The organism is Actinomadura geliboluensis (assembly GCF_005889745.1).
GTDB classification, from domain to species: domain Bacteria; phylum Actinomycetota; class Actinomycetes; order Streptosporangiales; family Streptosporangiaceae; genus Spirillospora; species Spirillospora geliboluensis.
This window is the reverse complement of record NZ_VCKZ01000155.1, coordinates 1-18,804: the sequence shown is the minus strand read 5'-3', so window position 1 is coordinate 18,804 and position 18,804 is coordinate 1. Positions and strand designations below refer to the sequence as shown.

The window sequence follows — 18,804 nt, the reverse complement described above, 5'->3', positions numbered from 1 at the left end:
ATTCGTGGGTGGGTGATAAAGGCGGGGGGTGGAGTTTGGGGTTGGTGCACACTACGGATCGTGGTCGGTCGGTCATAATCCCGGCGTGTCCAGTGCGCCGCCGTTGAATGAGGACTTCCGGCTTGTCGAGGCGCTGCAGGCGCAGCGGCCGGGGGCGGTCGGGCATGTCTACAACGTGTACGGGCCCGAGCTGGTCACGTATGCGGAGGGGCTGCTCGGCGACCATGAGCGGGCCGTGGAGGCCGTCCGGGAGGCGCTGGTCGGGCTGCGAGGTACCGATGTGCCGGACGCGGGGACCTTTCGGGACTGGCTGTACGAAGCGGTGCGCGACCGGTGCCGGAGCGCGCCGAGGCGGAAGCGGGGGCTCGTGGTGATCGGGGGCGCTGCCGCTGCTGTTGCGCTGACCGGTGGGATGCTAGCGCTTTTCGAAGCCACGGGACCGGAGGCGAAGCCCTCTGCGGCACCGCCGGTGGCCATGACCACGCCCGAGTCCCCGACGCCTTCGGCGGCGCCGACGCCGGCGTCCGGGGACGAGGTTAATGAGAAGGACGAGCCGAAGCCCACGAAGAAGGCCGCCGAGCCGAAGCGGACGCGCAAGGTGCCGAGCGGGCCGGGGCGGTTGGCGGTGGACGACTCAGGGTGCCGCGGTGTGCGGGCGGCGGGGGTGCCGGCGCGCTGCTACATCCGGCTGACGGCGGTGGGCGGCACGGTTCGGTGGTCGGTTGCGTCGGTGCGGGACACGGCCGGGCGGGTCAGCGCGGGCGGCGCCGGGACGCTCAGGGCGGGCCGGTCCGCGTCGGTGGCGGTGACCGTGCGGCCGACGGTGCTGTGCTATATCGGCGGGCGCGGCAGCGGGACGGTCTCCTTCGCGCCGGGCGGCACGGCCACCGTGACGTACACGTGCTGGCGGCGCTGAGGCTTATCGGGGTTTAACCCCCCGGGCGGGATGCTCGGGGGATGCGTGTTCTGATCGTCGAGGACGAGCGGGTGCTCGCGGACGCCATCGCCGAGGGGCTGCGCGAGGAGGCCATGGCCGTCGACGTCGTGTACGACGGCGACGACGCGCTGGAGCTCGCGTCCTACACCGAGTACGACGTGGTGGTCCTCGACCGGGACCTGCCGACGGTGCACGGCGACGACGTGTGCCGGGAGCTGGTGGAGCGGCGGAGCCGGGGGCGGATCCTGATGCTGACGGCGGCGGGCGACGTCGGCGACCGGGTGGACGGGCTGACGCTCGGCGCGGACGACTACCTGCCGAAGCCGTTCGTGTTCAGCGAGCTGGTCGCGCGGGTGCGGGCGCTGGCGCGCAGGTCGGGGCCGCCGGTGCCGCCGGTGCTGGAGCGGCGGGGCATCCGGCTCGACCCGCACCGGCGCAGGGTGGCGCGGGACGGCCGGGAGCTGCGGCTGACGAGGAAGGAGTTCGCCGTGCTGGAGGAGCTGATGCGCGCCGAGGGCGGGGTGGTGAGCGCCGAGCGGCTGCTCGAGCGGGCGTGGGACGAGAACATCGACCCGTTCAGCAACATCGTCCGGGTCACGATGGCGACGCTGCGCCGCAAGCTCGGGCAGCCGCCGGTGATCGAGACGGTGACCGGCGCCGGGTACCGGCTGGAGGCGCGGTGAAGCGGCTGAGCGTCCGGACGCGGCTGACGCTGGTGTACGGGTCGCTGTTCCTGGTGACGTCGGCGGTGCTGGTCGCGGTGACCTACCTGCTGACCGTCCGGACGATGGACGACCGGTTCTCCGGGCGCGGCGACCTGGACGCGGACACGGTCGTGCGGCTGCGGTCCGTGGCGCTGGACGGCGATCTCAGTCAGCTGGCGGGGCTGAAGGCGGATGCCGACCGGCAGCTGGCGCAGCAGAAGCGGGACGTACTGGAGCAGCTGCTGCAGAGTTCGCTGGTCACGATGCTGGTGCTCGGCGTCCTCGGGGTGGTGATCGGGTACGTGGTGGCCGGGCGGATGCTGCGCCCGCTGCACCGGGTGACGGCGACGGCGCGGCGGCTGTCGGAGAGCACCATGCACGAGCGGATCGCGCTGGACGGCCCGCAGGACGAGATCAAGGACCTGGCCGACACCTTCGACCGGATGCTGGACCGGCTGAACCGCGCGTTCGACGCGCAGCGCCGGTTCGTCGCGAACGCCTCGCACGAGCTGCGGACGCCGCTGACGATCAACCGGACGGTGCTGGAGGTCGCGATGGCGAGCAGGAGGAACCCGCCGGAGACGAAGGCGCTCGCGGAGGTGCTGCTCGGCAACACCGCCCGCCACGAGCGGCTCATCGAGGGGCTGCTGCTGCTCGCCAAGTCCGAGCGGGAGCCGGCCGTCCGGACGGAGTGCCCGCTGCCGGACGTGGTCCGCAGCGCGCTCGACCAGCTCGGCGACCCGGCGGTGGACGTGGAGGCGAGGCTCGCCCCGGCGGCCGTGTCGGGTGATCCGGTCCTGCTGGAGCGGTGCGCGGTGAACCTGCTGGAGAACGCGGTGAAGTACAACGTGCCGGACGGCCGGGTGTGGGTCCGCACGGGCGCCCGGGGCGGCGCGGCGTTCTTGCAGGTCGTGAACACGGGGCCGGCCGTCCCGGCCTACGAGGTGGCGGCGATCTTCGAGCCGTTCCGGCGGCTGCGCGCCGACCGGACGGGGTCGCGGGACGGCGCGGGCCTCGGCCTGTCGATCGTGCGGGCGGTGGTGCGCGCGCACGGCGGCGCGGTGGAGGCCGAGCCGCGCCCGGACGGCGGGCTGTCGGTCACCGTCCGGCTGCCCGCGGCCGCGGCCATTCCACATGCCCCTCCGGAAGCGGCCGCCCCGGCCGGGCGCTGAGCCAGCGGTGCACGACCTTGCCGGTGGCGTTGCGCGGCAGCTCGGGGATGAAGTGCACGTCGCGGGGCACCGCGTACCGGGCGACCTGGGCGTGCACGTAGTCGCGGACGGCGGCGGCGTCGAGCGTGGCGCCGGGGCGGAGCACGATGTAGGCGGCGAGCCGCTGCCCCCACGCCTCGTCGGGGACGCCGGTCACCGCGGCCTCCTGGACCTCGGGGAGCCGGAGCAGCGCCTCCTCCACGTCGTGGGGGACGATGTTCTCGCCGCCGGACACCACCGTCCCGTCGCCGCGGCCGTCCACGAACAGCAGCCCGCGGTGGTCGATGTGGCCGAGGTCGCCGGTGGCGAGGAGGCCGTCGCGGACCTCCATCGGCTCGCCGCCGGTGTACCCCTCGAACAGCAGCTCGTTGGCGGCGAAGATCTGGCCGCGGGTGGAGCGGCCGAGCCGGCGGCCGTCGTCGCCGAGGATGGCGAGCGCGGTGTTGCGCGGCGGCCGCCCGGCGGTGCGCGGGTCGAGCCGCAGGTCGCGCGGGGTGGCGATGGAGACCCAGGACACCTCGGTGGACCCGTAGACGTTGTAGAGCCGGTCGCCGAAGGCGTCCATGAACCGGGTGGCGAGGTCGCCGGACAGCGCGGCGCCGCTCAGCGCGAAGATCCGCAGCGAGGACGTGTCGTACCGGGCGCGGACCTCCGGGGCGAGCTCCAGGATGCGCTGGCACATGACGGGGACGGCGAACACGGTGGCGTCGCCGTGCGCGGTGATGGCGCGCAGCGTCTGCTCGGGGTCGAAGCGGCGGTGCAGCACGACCGGCGCCCGCAGCGCCCAGGCCATCTGCAGCGCGGCGTAGCCCCAGGTGTGGAACAGCGGCGCCTCGACGATCATCGTCTGCCGGGCGCGCAGCGGGATCCGGGACGTCATGGAGGCGAGCGGCCACAGGCCCGGCCGGGGCGGGCGGCGGGCACCTTTGGGGCGTCCGGTGGTGCCGGAGCTGAGCATGATGGTGCGGCTCTGGATCTGCGGCGGCGCCGCGGCGGCGGTCTCGCCCGCCGGGACGGACCGGACGATCCCGTCCAGGCCGGGCTCGCGGTCGGTCCACAGGACCGTCCGGCGCAGCGCGATGGGCACGTCGGCGAGCAGCGGCGCGAACTCGGTGTCGGCGACGATGAGGGCGGGGCGCAGCTCGCCGAGCACGGCGCGGATCTGGCCGGCGCCGAACCCGGTGTTGAGCAGCACGACCTCGGCGCCGCGCCGGGAGCAGGCGACGAGCGTCTCGACCATCCCGCGATGGTTGCGGCAGAGCACCCCGACGCGCGGGCGGGGGCCGCTCAGCGGGAGCCCGGCGGCGAGCCGCGCGGCGCGCTCGTCGAGCTCGGCGAAGGTGACGGCGCCGTCGTCGTCGATCAGCGCGAGGCGGGACGGGGAGCGGGCGGCGGACGAGGCGACCAGCCCGGCGAGGGTGGTGCCCCAGTGCCGGACGGCGCGCAGCTGCCGGCCGATCCGGCGGGGGCCGCCGGAGAACAGGAGCCCGGTCTTCAGCAGGAGGGCGGCGAGATCGCGGATGTGCCCGATCCGCCGGCGCATCCCCGGCCGGTACGCGGGCCTCGCATGCGTCACCGCGGCCTCCTCCGGCGATTTCACGCCACGCTATCCACCGGTTCACATGCCGGACAAGGCACAGGTGCGAGGCGATCCGGACGTCAGTGGTTACTGACGAGTAGCATTGCGGTGAGGAGCACACCGGACCCATCGCAGGGAGGACGACCCGTGCCTCGCACCGCACGCGACGTCGTGTTCGTCGACGGCGTACGCACACCGTTCGGCAAGGCGGGCCCCAAGGGCCTGTACGCGCAGACCCGCGCCGACGACATGGTCGTCCGCGCGATCCGCGAGCTGCTGCGCCGCAACCCGTCCCTGCCGCCCGAGCGGGTGGACGAGGTCGCCGTCGCCGCCACCACCCAGACCGGCGACCAGGGCCTCACCATCGGGCGGTCCGCCGCCGTGCTGGCCGGGCTGCCGAAGAGCGTCCCCGGCTACGCGATCGACCGGATGTGCGCGGGCGCGATGACGGCCGTGACCACGACCGGCGCCGGGATCGCGTTCGGCTCGTACGACGTCGCCATCGCGGGCGGCGTCGAGCACATGGGACGGCACCCGATGGGCGAGGGCGTCGACCCGAACCCGCGGTTCCTCGCCGAGAAGCTCGTCGACCCGTCCGCCCTGGTCATGGGCTCGACGGCGGAGAACCTGCACGACCGGTTCCCCGGGATCACCAAGGCGCGCGCGGACGCCTACGCCATGCGCAGCCAGCAGAAGGTCGCCGCCGCCTACGCGGCCGGGAAGATCCAGCCGGACCTCGTGCCGACCGCGGTCCGCTCCGCCGAGAAGGGGTGGGGGCTCGCCACCGAGGACGAGCCGCCGCGTCCCGGCACCACGCTGGACGACCTCGCCCAGCTCAAGACCCCGTTCCGGGTGCACGGCAACGTCACGGCCGGGAACGCCGCCGGGCTGAACGACGGCGCCACCGCGTGCCTGCTCGCCGCCGAGGACGTCGCCCGCGAGCTCGGCCTCACGCCGAAGATGCGCCTGGTCGACTTCTCGTTCGCCGGCGTGGAGCCGGAGGTGATGGGCGTCGGGCCAGTCCCCGCGACCGAGAAGCTCCTCGCCCGCAACGCGCTGACCATGGACGACATCGGCCTCATCGAGATCAACGAGGCGTTCGCCGTGCAGGTGCTGGCGTTCCTGGAGCACTTCAAGATCGCCGACGACGACCCGAGGGTGAACCCGTGGGGCGGCGCGATCGCGCTCGGCCACCCGCTCGCCTCGTCCGGCGTCCGGCTGATGAACCAGCTCGCGCGCCTGTTCGAGGAGCGTACGGACGTGCGTTACGGACTGACCACGATGTGTGTGGGCATGGGCATGGGCGGAACCGTCCTCTGGGAGAACGTCAACTGGGGGGACAGCAAGTGAGCACTCTTGGGGAAGTCTTCAGCGACGAAGTCGTGACGCACGCGCACGTACGGGACGTGACGCTGCCCTACGCGGCGGGCACGCTCGCGCTCATCACACTGGACAACGGCTTCGACCACACCAAGCCCAACACGTTCGGCCCCAACGGCCTCGCCGAGCTGAACGCCGCCATCGACGAGATCGCCGGGCGCGACGACATCGCGGCCGTCGGCGTCACCGGCAAGCCGTTCATCTTCGCGGTCGGCGCCGACCTGAAGGGCGTCCCGCTCATCGCGAACCGGGAGGACGCCCGGTCCATCGGCAGGCTCGGCCACGACGTGTTCCGGCGGCTGGGCGAGCTGGACGTCCCGTCGTTCGCCTACTACAACGGCGCGGCGATGGGCGGCGGCGTCGAGATCGGCCTGCACTGCACGTACCGGACGATCTCCGCCGGCGTCCCGGCGTTCGCGCTGCCCGAGGCGTTCCTCGGCCTGGTGCCCGGCTGGGGCGGCACGTACCTGCTGCCGAACCTGATCGGCGCGGAGAAGGCGCTCAAGGTCGTCATCGAGAACCCGCTCGCGCAGAACCGGACGCTGAAGGGCGCCCAGGCGTACGAGCTGGGCATCGCGGACGCCCTCTTCGACTCGGCCGACTTCCTGGAGGAGTCGCTCGCCTGGACGGCCCGCGTCCTCAACGGCGACGTCACCGTCACCCGGCCCGAAGTCGACAAGGGCAAGGCGTGGGACGACGCGGTCGCGATGGCCCGCTGGAACGTGGACGGCAAGCTGCACGGCGCCGCCCCGTCCTACACGTGTGCCCTCGGCCGTCGCCGCCGCCAAGGACCGCACCCGCGACGAGGGCTTCGCCGCCGAGGACGAGGCGCTGGCCGACCTCAACATGAGCGACGAGCTGCGCGCCGGCCTGTACGCGTTCGACCTCACCCAGAAGCGCGCGAAGAGGCCCGCCGGGGCGCCGGACAAGGCCCTCGCCCGCCCGGTCACCAAGGTCGGCGTCGTCGGCGCGGGCCTGATGGCCTCGCAGCTCGCGCTGCTGTTCGCGCGCCGCCTGGAGGTGCCGGTCGTGCTGACCGACCTCGACCAGGAGCGCGTGGACAAGGGCGTCGGCTACGCGCACGGCGAGATCGACAAGCTGCTCGGCAAGGGCCGCGTCACCCCCGACAAGGCGAACCGCCTCAAGGCGCTCATCACCGGCTCGCTGACCAAGGACGCGTTCGCCGACGCCGACTTCGTCATCGAGGCCGTGTTCGAGGAGATGTCGGTCAAGCAGAAGGTGTTCGCCGAGGTCGAGGAGTACGTCTCCCCCGAGTGCGTCCTCGCGACCAACACCTCCTCGCTGTCGGTCACCGAGATGGCGTCCGGGCTGGCGCACCCCGAGCGGGTCGTCGGCTTCCACTTCTTCAACCCGGTCGCGGTGCTGCCGCTGCTGGAGATCGTCCGGGGCGAGCGGACCGGCGACGCCGCGCTCGCCACCGCGTTCGCCACCGGCAAGGCGCTGAAGAAGTCGTGCGTGCTGGTCCAGGACGCCCCGGCGTTCGTGGTCAACCGCGTCCTGCTGCGGCTGCTCGCCGAGATCGTCAAGGCGGTGGACGAGGGCACGCCGATCGAGGTCGCCGAGCGCGCCGCGGCGCCGCTCGGGCTGCCGATGCCGCCGTTCGTGCTGATGGGGCTGGTCGGCCCGGCGATCGCGCTGCACGTCAACGAGACCCTGCACGGCGCGTTCCCGGACCGGTTCCCGCTGTCGGGCAACCTCGCGGCGATGGTCGCGGCCGGCAAGTCCGGCGTGTACCGGCCGGACTTCTCCCTCGACCCCGAGGTCGTGGAGATCTTCGCGGGCGGGACGAGCCCGTCCACCGAGGAGCAGGTGCTCGACCGGGCGCTGGCCGCGCTCGCCGACGAGATCCGCGTCATGCTGGACGAGGGCGTCGTCGCGGCCCCGCAGGACATCGACCTGTGCATGATCCTCGGCGCCGGCTGGCCGTTCCACCTCGGCGGCATCACCCCGTACCTGGACCGGTCGGGCGTCGCCGAGCGGGTGACCGGCCGCCGGTTCCTGGAGCCGGGGGTCGCCTCGCTGCCCGCCTGACCCGGCCGCGGCCCGCACCCGCCGCACCCGAGGGAAGAGGCGTTCCGAGCCGCGTTCGGAACGCCTCTTTTCCGGCATTTCCGCACGTCACGGGCGTGCTCGCGTTTCGGCTGATCATAACCCGCGCACATATGGGCATACGGCCAACGGCCGCACCGGACGCCCGTGCCGGACGGCGCGGCCGCGACGAGCACGAGGCGAGGCGGAGGGTGCCGAGGATGAACCTGCTGCGCACGAAGTCGGTCGAGCAGTCGATCCGGGACACCGAGGAGCCCGCGCACCGGCTCCGGCGGGCCCTGTCGGCGCTCGACCTCACCGTCTTCGGCGTCGGCGTGATCATCGGGACCGGCATCTTCGTGCTGACCGGGCAGGTCGCCCGGGACAAGGCCGGCCCGGCGGTCGCGCTGTCGTTCATCCTCGCCGCGGTCGTGTGCGGGCTCGCGGCGCTCTGCTACGCCGAGTTCGCCTCCACCGTCCCGGTCGCGGGCTCCGCCTACACCTTCTCCTACGCCACCATCGGGGAGTTCCCCGCCTGGATCATCGGCTGGGACCTCATCCTGGAGATGGCGCTCGGCGCGGCGGTGGTGTCGGTCGGCTGGTCCGGCTACTTCGCCTCGCTGCTGGACGACATGGGCGTCACGATCCCCGCGTCGCTCGCCGCCCCGCCGGGCGAGGGCGGCACGGTGAACGTCCCCGCCATCGCCCTCGTGGCCGTGGTGACCGTGCTGCTCGTCGCCGGCATCAAGATCTCCTCGCGGGTGAACGCGGTGGTCGTCGCGGTCAAGGTGTCGATCGTGCTGCTGGTCATCTTCGCCGGGCTGTTCTTCGTCAAGCGCTCCAACTACGAGCCCTTCATCCCCCCGTCCAAGCCGACGCCGGAGGGGAGCGGCCTCACCGCGCCGCTGATGCAGGTGCTGTTCGGCTTCACGCCGAGCAGCTTCGGCTGGCTCGGCATCTTCGCCGCCATCGCGATCGTCTTCTTCGCCTACATCGGCTTCGACATCGTCGCCACCGCCGCCGAGGAGGCCCGCCACCCGCAGCGGGACGTCCCCATCGGGCTCATCGGGTCCCTCGTCATCACCGCGGTCCTGTACGCCGCCGTGTCGATCGTCGTCGCCGGCATGCAGCACTACAGCGAGCTGAGCACCGCCGCGCCGCTCGCCGACGCGTTCAAGTCCGTCGGGCACCCGGTGTTCGCCACCATCATCGACGTCGGCGCCGTCATCGGCCTCACCAGCGTCGTGCTGATCCTGCTGCTCGGGCAGAGCCGCATCTTCTTCGCGATGGGACGGGACGGCCTCACGCCGCCGTGGCTCTCCGCCGTCCACCCGCGGTTCGGCACCCCCTACCGCTCGACGATCATGATGGGGGCCGTCGTCGCGGTGCTCGCCGGGTTCATCCCGCTCGCCAAGCTCGCCGAGCTGGTCAACATCGGCACCCTGTTCGCGTTCCTCATCGTCTCGGTCGCCGTGGTGGTGCTGCGCCGCACCCGCCCCGACCTGCCCCGCGCCTTCCGCACGCCGTGGGTCCCGCTCGTCCCGATCCTGTCGGTGCTCGGCTGCCTGTTCGTGATGATCAACCTGCCGGTGGACACGTGGCTGCGGTTCCTCGCCTGGATGGTGATCGGCGTCGTCCTCTACGGGCTCTACGGGTACCGGCACAGCCGGGTCGGCCGCGCGGAGGAAATCTCCGCCAAGTCCTGAGAAGCCGCCGCGTTCCGCCCTACGATCTTGGGGACCGGCGACCCGCGACCCCCGCACGGACGGTGACGGCACATGGCAGGCGAGCTCTCGGACCGGATCGACTCCACCCGGCCGCACTCGGCCCGGGTCTGGGACCACTGGCTCGGCGGCAAGGACAACTACGAGGTCGACCGCGAGCTCGGCGATCAGATCGCCGCCGCGAACCCGCACGTCGTCGCGATGGTCCGCGCCGACCGCACGTTCATGCGGCGCTCGGTGACCTTCCTCGCCGAGCAGGGCGTCGACCAGTTCCTCGACATCGGCACCGGGCTGCCGACGGAGCCGAACGTCCACCAGGTCGCGCAGGCGGTGCTGCCCGGCGCCCGCGTCGTCTACGCCGACAACGACCCGGTCGTCCTCGCGCACGCCCGCGCGCTGCTGAGCTCCGGCCCGAACGGCGCCACCGCCTACCTGGACGCCGACCTCCGCGAGCCCGGCCGGATCCTCGCCGACGCGGCCGCCACCCTCGACCTCGGCCGCCCGGTCGCCATCACGCTGATGAGCCTCATGCACTTCGTCACCGACGCCGGCGACGCCCGCGCGATCCTGTGGCGGCTGCTCGACGCCGTCCCGTCCGGGAGCTGGCTGGCCTTCACCCACGCCACCGCCGAACTCGGCGGCCCGCGGGTGCGGGAGGCGTTCCGGATGTGGAACGAGAACGCCGTCCAGAAGGCGCGCCCCCGCGACCGCGACGAGGTCCTGGCGCTGATCGACGGCCTCGACCTCGTCGAGCCGGGGCTCGTCTCACCGCCGCAATGGCGGCCGGACGGGGACGGCACCGGCGAACCGCGCGAAGTGCCCATGTGGGCGGGGGTCGCGCGCAAACCGTGACGCGCCGGGCCCGTGACGGGGGTCACGGTGTCATTTCGCCCGCCGGGTAGGCACAATGACGGCCATGGCTTCTCCAGTGCTCGTCGCGGTGATCGGATCCGGCCCGGCGGGGATCTACGCCGCCGAGGCCCTCGTCAAGCAGGCCGACGGGGACGTCCGGGTGGACGTGTTCGACCGGCTGCCGACCCCGTACGGCCTGGTCCGCTACGGCGTCGCGCCCGACCACACGTCGATCAAGTCGATCGCCAAGTACCTGCAGCGGGTCCTGGAGAACCCGGCCGTCCGGTTCTTCGGCTGCGTCGAGCTGGGCCGCGACATCACCCGCGCCGACCTGCTCGGCTGCTACGACGCCGTCGTCTACGCGACCGGCGCCATGGTCGACCGGCACATGCGGATCCCCGGCGAGGACCTGCCCGGCAGCATCGCCGCCACCGACTTCGTCAACTGGTACTGCGGGCACCCCGACGCCGCCGACCACGAGTTCGACCTGTCGGTGGAGGAGGTCGCGGTGGTCGGCGTCGGCAACGTCGCCGTCGACGTCGTCCGCATCCTCGCCAAGACCGCCGAGGAGCTGCGCGACACCGACGTCCCCGAGCAGGTCATCGAGGCGCTGTCGCGCAGCCGGGTCAAGAGGATCCACATGATCGGGCGGCGCGGGCCCGCGCAGGCGAAGTTCACCACCAAGGAGGCCCGCGAGCTGGGCGAGCTGCCGCACGCGAGCATCCACGTCCGCCCCGAGGACATGGAGCTCGACCCGGCGAGCGCCGAGCTGGCCGCGAGCGACCGCAAGACCGGCGGCAACGTCAAGGTCCTCAACGGCTGGACGGGCGAGCCCGCCCCCGGCCGCGCCCGCCACATCGACGTCCGGTTCTGGCGCGCGCCCGCCGAGATCATCGGCACCGGCCGCGTCGAGGGCCTGAAGCTGGAGCGGACCCGGCTGGACGAGTCGGGCCGCGTCACCGGCACCGGCGAGTACGAGACGCTGCCGGTCGGCCTGGTGCTGCGGTCGGTCGGCTACCAGAGCGTCCCGCTCACCGGCGTCCCGTTCGACGAGCGCTCCCACGTCGTCCCGAACGACGGCGGCCGGATCCTCGGCCCGGACGGCGCGCCGGTCCCCCGCGAGTACGTCGCCGGCTGGATCAAGCGCGGGCCGTCCGGGGTCGTCGGCACCAACAAGTCCGACGCCGCCGAGACCGTCCGCAACCTGCTCGCCGACCTCGCCGGCACCGAGCCGGAGCGCAAGCACACCATCGAGGAGCTACTGGAGTCGCGGGGGCTGCCCGTCGTCACCTACGCCGACTGGCTGAAGCTCGACGCCGCCGAGATCGCGCTCGCGCGCAGCCTCGACCGCGGCGAACGGGTCAAGCTGGCCCGCTGGGAGGCGATGACGTCGGCGTGCCGCGGCGGCGACTGACCGCCCGCCGCATCCGGCCGCGCCGCGAATTCCCGCCGGGAAAGTAGTGACGGGCATGTGACCCGGGCGCTACGGTGCGGCGTGTGACCGGCGGTCCAGAACTGTACGGGTTCCCCCCACCCGAGACGGTCCCCGACCTCAGGTGGCTGGGCCCCGACTACGTGTCCGTACTCGTGTACGACCTGACACAGGGACTCCTGCGCCAGGACCCGCGCACGTCCGTCATGGGCGTGCGCTGCGAGGGCGAGCCCCGGCTCGCGCCCTCGGTCGACCCCGCCGGCGTGATCCGCGCGCACGACGCCTGCTTCCCGCTGCAGGTGTTCGTCCAGGACGGGGCCGGGCGCCCGTGGCGGCTGCGCGGGCGATGGACGTACTCGGGACGCGAACTCGGCACGTCCGCCGCGTCCATCACCCACTTCTGGCAGCTGCTGTCGGCCGACGGGGTCTAGCGCCCGCCGGTCAGGGCTTCTCCTTCGACCCCTCGGACGCGGACGCCCCGGACGCCTCCGACGCCTCGGCGGTCTCGGCCTCCGTGGAGGTGATGCGGGCCACCGACTCGGTGATGTCGCGGGCGAGCGCCTGCGGCGTCAGGCCGATGTCGGCGAGGATCTCGCCGCGCGAGGCGTGGTCGAGGAACTCCTGCGGGATGCCGAACGTGCGGATCGGGACGTCGGCCTCGGCGTCGCGCAGCAGCCGGGCGACGGCGTCGCCGACGGCGCCGGTGCGGCCGTTGTCCTCGGCGACGGCGACGAGCGCGTGGTCGCGGGCGAGGTCGAGCAGCGCCGGGTCGAGCGGCTTCACCCAGCGCGGGTCGACCACGGTGACGCCGATGCCCTGCGCGGCGATCAGCGCGGCGGCCTCCACCGCGGGCGTCGCCATCGAGCCCGCCGCGACCAGCAGGACGCGGGTGCCGTTGGAGCCGTCGTGGCGGGCCAGCACGTCCATCCCGCCGGCCGTGCCGATCGCCTCGATGTCGGCCGCCGCCGGGCCCTTGGGGTAGCGGATCGCGGTCGGCCCGTCGGACACGGCGACGCACTCGCGCAGCAGCTCGCGCAGCCGCGCCCCGTCGCGCGGGACGGCGACGCGCAGGCCCGGCACGATCTGCAGGATCGACATGTCCCACATGCCGTTGTGGCTGGCGCCGTCGTCGCCGGTCACACCGGAGCGGTCCAACGCGAACGTGACCGGCTGCTTGTGCAGCGCCGCGTCCATCAGGACCTGGTCGAACGCGCGGTTCAGGAACGTCGCGTACACCGCCACGACCGGGTGGAGACCGCCCATGGCGAGACCGGTGGCGGAGGTGACGGCGTGCTGCTCGGCGATGCCGACGTCGAAGACGCGGTCGGGGAACGCCTCGGCGAACGGCGCGAGCCCGGTCGGGTGGAGCATCGCGGCGGTGACGCCGACGACGTCGCGGCGCTCCCGGCCGATCGCGACCATCTCCTCGCCGAAGATCTTCGTCCAGGCGGGGCCGCTCTTCTTGGTGACGAACTTGCCGGTGGCGGGGTCGAACGCGCCGCCGCCGTGCATGCAGTCCTCGGTGTCGTTCTCGGCGGGTGCGTAGCCGCGGCCCTTGGTGGTGATGCAGTGCACGATGACCGGGCGGCCGAACCCGCGGGCGCGGCGCAGGGCGCGCTCGACGGCGTCCTCGTCGTGGCCGTCGATCGGGCCGACGTACTTCATGCCGAGGTCCTCGAACATGGCCTGCGGCTGCAGGACGTCCTTGAGGCCCTTCTTGATGCCGTGCAGCGCCTCGTAGGCGACGGTGCCGACGACGGGCGCGCGCGGCACCGTCTTCTTGATGAGGTCGAGGGCGTTCTCGTAGCCCTGGGTGACGCGCAGGTCGGCGAGGTGGGACGCGAGGCCGCCGATGGTCGGCGAGTAGGACCGGCCGTTGTCGTTGACGACGATGATGACCGGGCGGTCGACGCCGGCGGCGATGTTGTTGAGCGCCTCCCAGCACATGCCGCCGGTCAGCGCGCCGTCACCGACGACCGCGACCACGGCGCGGTCGTCCTCGCCGCGCAGCTGGAACGCCTTGGCGAACCCGTCGGCGTACGACAGGGCCGTGGAGGCGTGCGAGTTCTCGATGACGTCGTGCTCGGACTCGGCCCGGCTCGGGTAGCCGGACAGGCCGCCGCGCTTGCGCAGCAGCTCGAAGTCGTGCCGCCCGGTGAGCATCTTGTGCACGTAGGACTGGTGCCCCGTGTCGAAGAGGATCTTGTCGTGCGGCGAGTCGAAGACGCGGTGCAGCGCGATCGTCAGCTCGACCGCGCCCAGGTTGGGCCCCAGGTGCCCGCCGGTCTTGGAGACCGCCTGGACGAGGAACTCGCGGATCTCCTCCGCGAGCCGAGGCAGCTGACCGGCGTCCAGTCGTTTGAGGTCGTCGGGACCTGTGATCGACTCCAGCAGGCTCACTCGTTTCAACTCCTCCGTCGGGGATCGGGTCTCCCCTCGCTCGGGCCGTTCCGAGTTTAATCCCGGTTCGCCCGCGACGCGCCGCGCCCCGCCCGCGCGGCGGGTGCGAAAAGACTGACCCCCGCGGCAGGGATGGGGTAGGAGTAGAGCATGGCCGTCGAAGAGATCGTGCTGCTCAACGCGGATGACGAAGCCGTCGGAACCGCTCCGAAGAGCTCCAGTCACCACGAGAACACGCCCTACCATCTGGCTTTCTCCTGCTATGTGGTGGATACGGAAGGTCGTGTCCTGATCACTCAGCGCGCCCTGGACAAGCGCACCTTCCCCGGTGTCTGGACGGGCAGCTGCTGCGGCCATCCCGGCCCCGGCGAGAAGCTGCGCGACGCCGTGCTGCGGCGGCTGCGCGACGAGCTCGGCATGCCGGAGGCGGCGCTGACGTCCGTGCTGCCGCGGTTCCAGTACCGGGCCGTCGCCGCGGACGGGACCGTCGAGCACGAGCGGTGCCCCGTCGTGCGCGCCGTCGTCGCGGCGGGCGGGCCGCTGCGGCGCAACCCCGACGAGGTCGAGTCGGCCGAGTGGTGGACGTGGCAGCAGTGCCTCGACCTCGCCGGGCGCCCCGAGTCCTCGCCCTGGTACCGGCTGCAGCTCGCCGAGCTGGCGCCGCTCGGCGCCCCGCTCGACTGGCCCGACGCGGGGCCGGCCGACCTGCCGCCGGCCCTTCCCTGGTAGGCCGTCCGGCGGCCCGCCGGGCGGTCCGCGGCGCCCGTTCTCACCGCGCATCACCTCTTGATCACTTTTCCGTCCCACGTGTTGACCCGTGCGACGTCCGAACGGACGCTGGCCTCCCCGGGGTAACCGAAGGGACGGACGATGCGAGTACGTGCTTTCCGGAGCCGCTGGACGGTGTTCGCGGCCGTGGCGATGACCGGTGCCCTCGCCATGTCGGGCTGCGGCGGCGACGACGGCGGCGGATCGAAGAACGACAAGTCCGAGGTCGAGGTCTTCTCCTGGTGGACCGGTCCAGGCGAGGCCGACGGGCTGCAGGCCATGCAGGCCGACTTCGAGAAGAGGAATCCCGGTACCAAGTTCGTCAACGCGGCCATCGCCGGCGGGTCGGGCACGCAGGCCAAGGCCGTCCTGGCGAGCCGGCTGCAGAACCGCAAGCCGCCAGACTCCTTCCAGGGCCACGCGGGCGCGGAGCTGCTCGACTACATCAAGGCCGGGCAGATCGAGCCGCTGGACGACTTCTACCAGCAGAACAACCTGAAGTCGGTGTACCCGAAGCAGCTCCTCGACCAGATCACCTACAAGGGGCACATCTACTCGGTGCCGGTGAACATCCACCGGTCCAACGTGCTCTGGTACAACCCCGACATCCTGAAGGACGCCGGGGTGGCCGGCCCGCCGACGTCGATCCCCGAGTTCATCACCGCGCTGAAGGCCGTCAAGGACAAGACGAAGAAGGTGCCGCTGTCGCTTGGCGCGCAGTGGACGGCCGACCACCTGCTGGAGAACGTCCTGCTCGGCAGCCTCGGCACCGACGCCTACAACGCGCTGTGGCAGCCGGGCGCGGACTGGGGCACCCCGGCGGTCGCCAAGGCGCTGAACGAGTTCGGCGAGATCATGAAGTACACGACGCTGGAGGCCGCGTCCACCGACTGGCAGGGCGCCGCGAAGGCCGTCGTGGACGACAAGGCCGCGTTCAACATCATGGGCGACTGGGCGTACGGGTACTTCGTCGGCGCCGCGCCGAACGGGCTCGGCAAGAAGCTCGACACCGACTTCAAGTTCGCGGCGGCGCCGGGCACCGAGGGCACCTACATGTGGCTGTCGGACAGCTTCACCCTGCCCAAGGGCGCGCCGCACCGCGCGGGCGCGGAGGCGTGGCTGAAGGAGGTGTCCAGCAAGGAGGGGCAGGACCTCTTCAACCCGAAGAAGGGCTCCATCCCCGCCCGTAAGGACGCCGACAAGAGCCTCTACACCGGCTACCTGCAGACGGCGTTCGAGGAGTGGAACAACCCGCAGACCAAGCTCGCGGGCTCGTTCTGGCACGGCGTGAACGCCAACAACAAGTGGCACACCGACATCGACACCGCGATCGGCCTGTTCCTGCAGAACCGGGACGTGGCCAAGCTCCAGCAGGGGCTGGTGAGCGCGGCCAAGAACAGCGGACAGTGACCGCCTCGGAAGAGGGCCTGAAAGCAGCGGACCCCGGTCGCCGGGACGCGTCTGAGGAGCATCGCTCGTCGTTCCTCAGGCGCGCCCGCCGATGGCTGCCGGGGCTGCTGCTGGTCTCGCCGTCCATCGTCGCGATCGGCCTGTTCGTCTACGGGCTGCTGTTCTGGAACACCCGGGTCGCGCTGAGCGGCAAGCACGACGAGGTGTCCGAGTACGGGTTCGACAAGGGAAAGAACTTCGTCGACCTGTGGGACCAGCCGAGCTGGCCCGGCGCGGTGAAGCACGCGCTGCTGTTCACGGCCGTGTTCGTCGTCGGCGCCCTGCTGCTCGGCGCGTTCCTGGCGTTCCTCATGGACAAGGGCATCCGCGCGGAGGCGGGCTTCCGCGTGGTGTACCTGTTCCCGATGGCGGTGTCGTTCATCGCGAGCGGCGTCGTGTGGCGGTGGCTGATGAACCCGGCGCCGCCCGAGCGCGCCGTCGGCTTCAACCAGCTGTTCGACAAGCTGCATCTCGGGTTCCTGGCGAACGACTGGTGGCAGGACCCGGACTGGGGCATGGCGGCGATGGCCCTCCCCGCCGTCTGGCAGATGTCCGGGTACGTCATGGCGCTGTACCTGGCCGGGTTCCGCAGCGTCCCGGAGGATCTGCGGGAGGCGGCGCGGGTGGACGGCGCGTCCGAGTGGAAGGTGTACCGGTACGTGGTGTTCCCGCAGCTCCGCCCGGTGACGCTGTCCGCGCTGATCATCCTCGGGCACATCTCGCTGAAGGTGTTCGACCTGATCATGGCGATCGCGGGCAAGCAGATCATCACCTACGTGCCGGCGATCGCCACCTACGTGGAGATCTTCGACCGGCACGACCCGGCCAACGGCGCCACCATCGCCACCTACATGCTGGTCGCGGTCGCGGTGCTGGTGATCCCGTACCTGGTCTGGTCGGTGCGCTCGGAGCGGACCCGATGACCGCCGTGGGCGCGCCGGGCCGCCGCTCGTCCGGGGCAGTGCAGGCGGTGAAGCTGGCCGTCCTGCTGGCGTTCGTGCTGCTGTTCCTCATCCCGGTCTACGTGCTGGTGGTCACGAGCTTCAAGCCGCTGGACGAGGCCGACCCGAGCAGCGCGTGGAGCCTGCCGAGCCACTGGAGCACCTCCGGCTGGGGCGCGGCCTGGGACGCGCTGAGGCCCGGCCTGGAGAACAGCGTCAAGATCGCCGTGACCGGTTCGCTGATCTCGGCGGTGCTGGGCTCGCTGAACGGCTACGTGCTGTCCAAGTGGCGGTTCCCGGGCGCGGACGTCGTGTTCACGCTGTTCCTGTTCGGCATGTTCATCCCCTACCAGGCGGTCATGATCCCGCTGGCGGGCCTGCTGACGGACATGGAGCTGGCGGGCACGATCCGCGGGCTCGTCCTCGCGCACGTCGTGTACGGCATCCCGATCTGCACGCTCATCTTCCGGAACTACTACGTCACGATCCCGGACGAGCTGATCGAGGCGTCCCGCGTGGACGGCGCCGGCATGCTGCGCACGTACTGGTCGGTGGTGCTCCCGGTGTCGGCGCCCGCGTTCGCGGTGACGCTGATCTGGCAGTTCACCTCGATGTGGAACGACTTCCTGTTCGCGGTGTTCCTCGGCGCCCCCGACAGCTGGCCGGTCACGGTGATGCTGAACAACACCGCGGGCTCGGGCGCGGTCGCCGTCCAGTACAACCAGCAGATGGCCTCGGCGCTGCTGGCGTCGCTGCCGACCCTGCTGGTGTATCTGCTGCTCGGACGGTTCTTCATGCGGGGCCTCATGGCGGGCGCGCTCAAGGGGTGACGAACGCGTCAACCCAACACCCGTCTCAAGCGTCACATGGGTGATCGAAGGAGATCCGCATGGGAACCCAACGGCCCGGCAGCCGTCCCGTGACGGACATCAACCCTTTCGACCGCTCCGTTGGCAATTCAGCCGAGATGCGCCTAGCCTCTCGGGCATCGTCGCGCGGCATACCGGCGTCCCGCCGGAGCCCCGTCGATCCCGGGTCGACGGAGACCGGGCGAGTGTGATGGAGGTGGCCGCGTGCAGGCGATGAGTGTTCAGCAGCCCTGGGCGTTCGCGATCGCGCGTGGCGGCAAGTCCGTCTCGAACCAGAGCCTGCCGACCGCCTACCGCGGCCCGCTCCTCATCCACGCCTCCATGCGCGTCGACCTGAAGGCGTGCGACTCGCCGCTCGTCCAGGCCGCCGGCTGGGACCCGCGCGACCCGCTCGCCACCATCGGCGCCGTCATCGCCGTCGCCGACCTCGACGACGTCTGCTCGGCGGCGGCCCGCGGCGGCGCCTGCGACTGCGGCCCCTGGGCGGAGCGCGGCCACCACCACTGGCA

General features: G+C 72.1%; 15 protein-coding genes and 1 pseudogene. 14 read left to right on the top strand and 2 right to left on the bottom strand.

The genetic code is table 11. The features are described from left to right. Positions 1 to 85: 85 nt before the first annotated feature. Genes ETD96_RS21280 through ETD96_RS21270 form a run of 3 tightly spaced genes read left to right on the top strand, consistent with a single transcriptional unit; the run spans position 86 to position 2,813 of the window. On the top strand, positions 86 to 916 hold the full coding sequence (locus ETD96_RS21280) for an RNA polymerase sigma factor (RefSeq protein WP_138638226.1): 831 nt from the start codon (positions 86 to 88) through the stop codon (positions 914 to 916). A 41-nt stretch (positions 917 to 957) separates the two neighbouring features. Next, positions 958 to 1,620: a response regulator transcription factor gene (locus tag ETD96_RS21275; RefSeq protein WP_138638225.1), complete on the top strand. Its 663-nt coding sequence runs from the start codon at positions 958 to 960 to the stop codon at positions 1,618 to 1,620. After that, the gene (locus ETD96_RS21270) at positions 1,617 to 2,813 is read left to right on the top strand and encodes a sensor histidine kinase (RefSeq protein WP_240807964.1); all 1,197 of its coding nucleotides are present in this window, start codon (positions 1,617 to 1,619) and stop codon (positions 2,811 to 2,813) included. Before ETD96_RS21275 ends, ETD96_RS21270 begins: the two co-directional genes overlap by 4 nt. Here ETD96_RS21270 and ETD96_RS21265 read toward each other — a convergent pair. Continuing rightward, the gene (locus ETD96_RS21265) at positions 2,740 to 4,428 is read right to left on the bottom strand and encodes an AMP-binding protein (protein ID WP_338072581.1); all 1,689 of its coding nucleotides are present in this window, start codon (positions 4,426 to 4,428) and stop codon (positions 2,740 to 2,742) included. The genes ETD96_RS21270 and ETD96_RS21265 overlap by 74 nt on opposite strands. Positions 4,429 to 4,578: 150 nt before the next feature. On the opposite strand from ETD96_RS21265, the gene ETD96_RS21260 reads away from it, so the two are divergent. The 6 genes and pseudogenes from ETD96_RS21260 to ETD96_RS21235 all read left to right on the top strand — a co-directional run bounded on the left by ETD96_RS21260 (position 4,579) and on the right by ETD96_RS21235 (position 12,299). Continuing rightward, the gene (locus tag ETD96_RS21260) at positions 4,579 to 5,781 is read left to right on the top strand and encodes a thiolase family protein (protein ID WP_138638224.1); all 1,203 of its coding nucleotides are present in this window, start codon (positions 4,579 to 4,581) and stop codon (positions 5,779 to 5,781) included. Continuing rightward, a pseudogene (locus ETD96_RS21255) lies at positions 5,778 to 7,863 on the top strand (3-hydroxyacyl-CoA dehydrogenase NAD-binding domain-containing protein). Before ETD96_RS21260 ends, ETD96_RS21255 begins: the two are co-directional and overlap by 4 nt. Positions 7,864 to 8,081: 218 nt before the next feature. Next, entirely contained in the window at positions 8,082 to 9,566 is a 1,485-nt protein-coding gene (locus ETD96_RS21250; RefSeq protein WP_138638223.1) for an amino acid permease, read from the top strand. Positions 9,567 to 9,638: 72 nt separating this feature from the next. Further along, the gene (locus ETD96_RS21245; RefSeq protein ID WP_138638222.1) at positions 9,639 to 10,436 is read left to right on the top strand and encodes an SAM-dependent methyltransferase; all 798 of its coding nucleotides are present in this window, start codon (positions 9,639 to 9,641) and stop codon (positions 10,434 to 10,436) included. 55 nt (positions 10,437 to 10,491) lie between these two features. After that, complete coding sequence (locus ETD96_RS21240; protein ID WP_138638221.1) at positions 10,492 to 11,850, top strand: FAD-dependent oxidoreductase; 1,359 nt, start codon at positions 10,492 to 10,494, stop codon at positions 11,848 to 11,850. An 83-nt stretch (positions 11,851 to 11,933) separates the two neighbouring features. After that, complete coding sequence (locus tag ETD96_RS21235) at positions 11,934 to 12,299, top strand: hypothetical protein (RefSeq protein ID WP_138638220.1); 366 nt, start codon at positions 11,934 to 11,936, stop codon at positions 12,297 to 12,299. Positions 12,300 to 12,309: 10 nt separating this feature from the next. Here ETD96_RS21235 and dxs read toward each other — a convergent pair whose 3' ends face one another. Further along, positions 12,310 to 14,268: a 1-deoxy-D-xylulose-5-phosphate synthase gene (dxs, locus tag ETD96_RS21230; protein WP_138638219.1), complete on the bottom strand. Its 1,959-nt coding sequence runs from the start codon at positions 14,266 to 14,268 to the stop codon at positions 12,310 to 12,312. Positions 14,269 to 14,418: 150 nt separating this feature from the next. Between dxs and idi the strand changes: the two genes are divergently transcribed. From idi to ETD96_RS21205, 5 genes are all read left to right on the top strand, one after another. Continuing rightward, positions 14,419 to 14,997, top strand: coding sequence for an isopentenyl-diphosphate Delta-isomerase (idi, locus tag ETD96_RS21225; RefSeq protein ID WP_138638218.1), 579 nt, complete (start codon positions 14,419 to 14,421; stop codon positions 14,995 to 14,997). A 141-nt stretch (positions 14,998 to 15,138) separates the two neighbouring features. After that, the gene (locus ETD96_RS21220; RefSeq protein WP_138638217.1) at positions 15,139 to 16,446 is read left to right on the top strand and encodes an ABC transporter substrate-binding protein; all 1,308 of its coding nucleotides are present in this window, start codon (positions 15,139 to 15,141) and stop codon (positions 16,444 to 16,446) included. Then, positions 16,443 to 17,408 (top strand): carbohydrate ABC transporter permease, encoded by a 966-nt coding sequence (locus ETD96_RS21215; protein ID WP_138638216.1) that lies wholly within the window; start codon positions 16,443 to 16,445, stop codon positions 17,406 to 17,408. Before ETD96_RS21220 ends, ETD96_RS21215 begins: the two co-directional genes overlap by 4 nt. Next, entirely contained in the window at positions 17,405 to 18,256 is an 852-nt protein-coding gene (locus ETD96_RS21210; protein ID WP_138638215.1) for a carbohydrate ABC transporter permease, read from the top strand. Before ETD96_RS21215 ends, ETD96_RS21210 begins: the two co-directional genes overlap by 4 nt. Positions 18,257 to 18,508: 252 nt before the next feature. Further along, positions 18,509 to 18,804, top strand: a 296-nt coding sequence (locus ETD96_RS21205; RefSeq protein ID WP_478209490.1) for an ASCH domain-containing protein, incomplete at its 3' end; no start/stop codon positions are given.

What these genes read in the sequence shown, in the direction of transcription:
- ETD96_RS21250 (WP_138638223.1), top strand. Translation starts at nt 8,082, where the DNA reads ATGAACCTGCTGCGCACGAAGTCGGTCGAGCAGTCGATCCGGGACACC.
- ETD96_RS21245 (WP_138638222.1), top strand. Translation starts at nt 9,639, where the DNA reads ATGGCAGGCGAGCTCTCGGACCGGATCGACTCCACCCGGCCGCACTCG.
- idi (WP_138638218.1), top strand. Translation starts at nt 14,419, where the DNA reads ATGGCCGTCGAAGAGATCGTGCTGCTCAACGCGGATGACGAAGCCGTC.
- ETD96_RS21275 (WP_138638225.1), top strand. Translation starts at nt 958, where the DNA reads ATGCGTGTTCTGATCGTCGAGGACGAGCGGGTGCTCGCGGACGCCATC.
- ETD96_RS21210 (WP_138638215.1), top strand. Translation starts at nt 17,405, where the DNA reads ATGACCGCCGTGGGCGCGCCGGGCCGCCGCTCGTCCGGGGCAGTGCAG.
- ETD96_RS21220 (WP_138638217.1), top strand. Translation starts at nt 15,139, where the DNA reads ATGCGAGTACGTGCTTTCCGGAGCCGCTGGACGGTGTTCGCGGCCGTG.
- ETD96_RS21240 (WP_138638221.1), top strand. Translation starts at nt 10,492, where the DNA reads ATGACGGCCATGGCTTCTCCAGTGCTCGTCGCGGTGATCGGATCCGGC.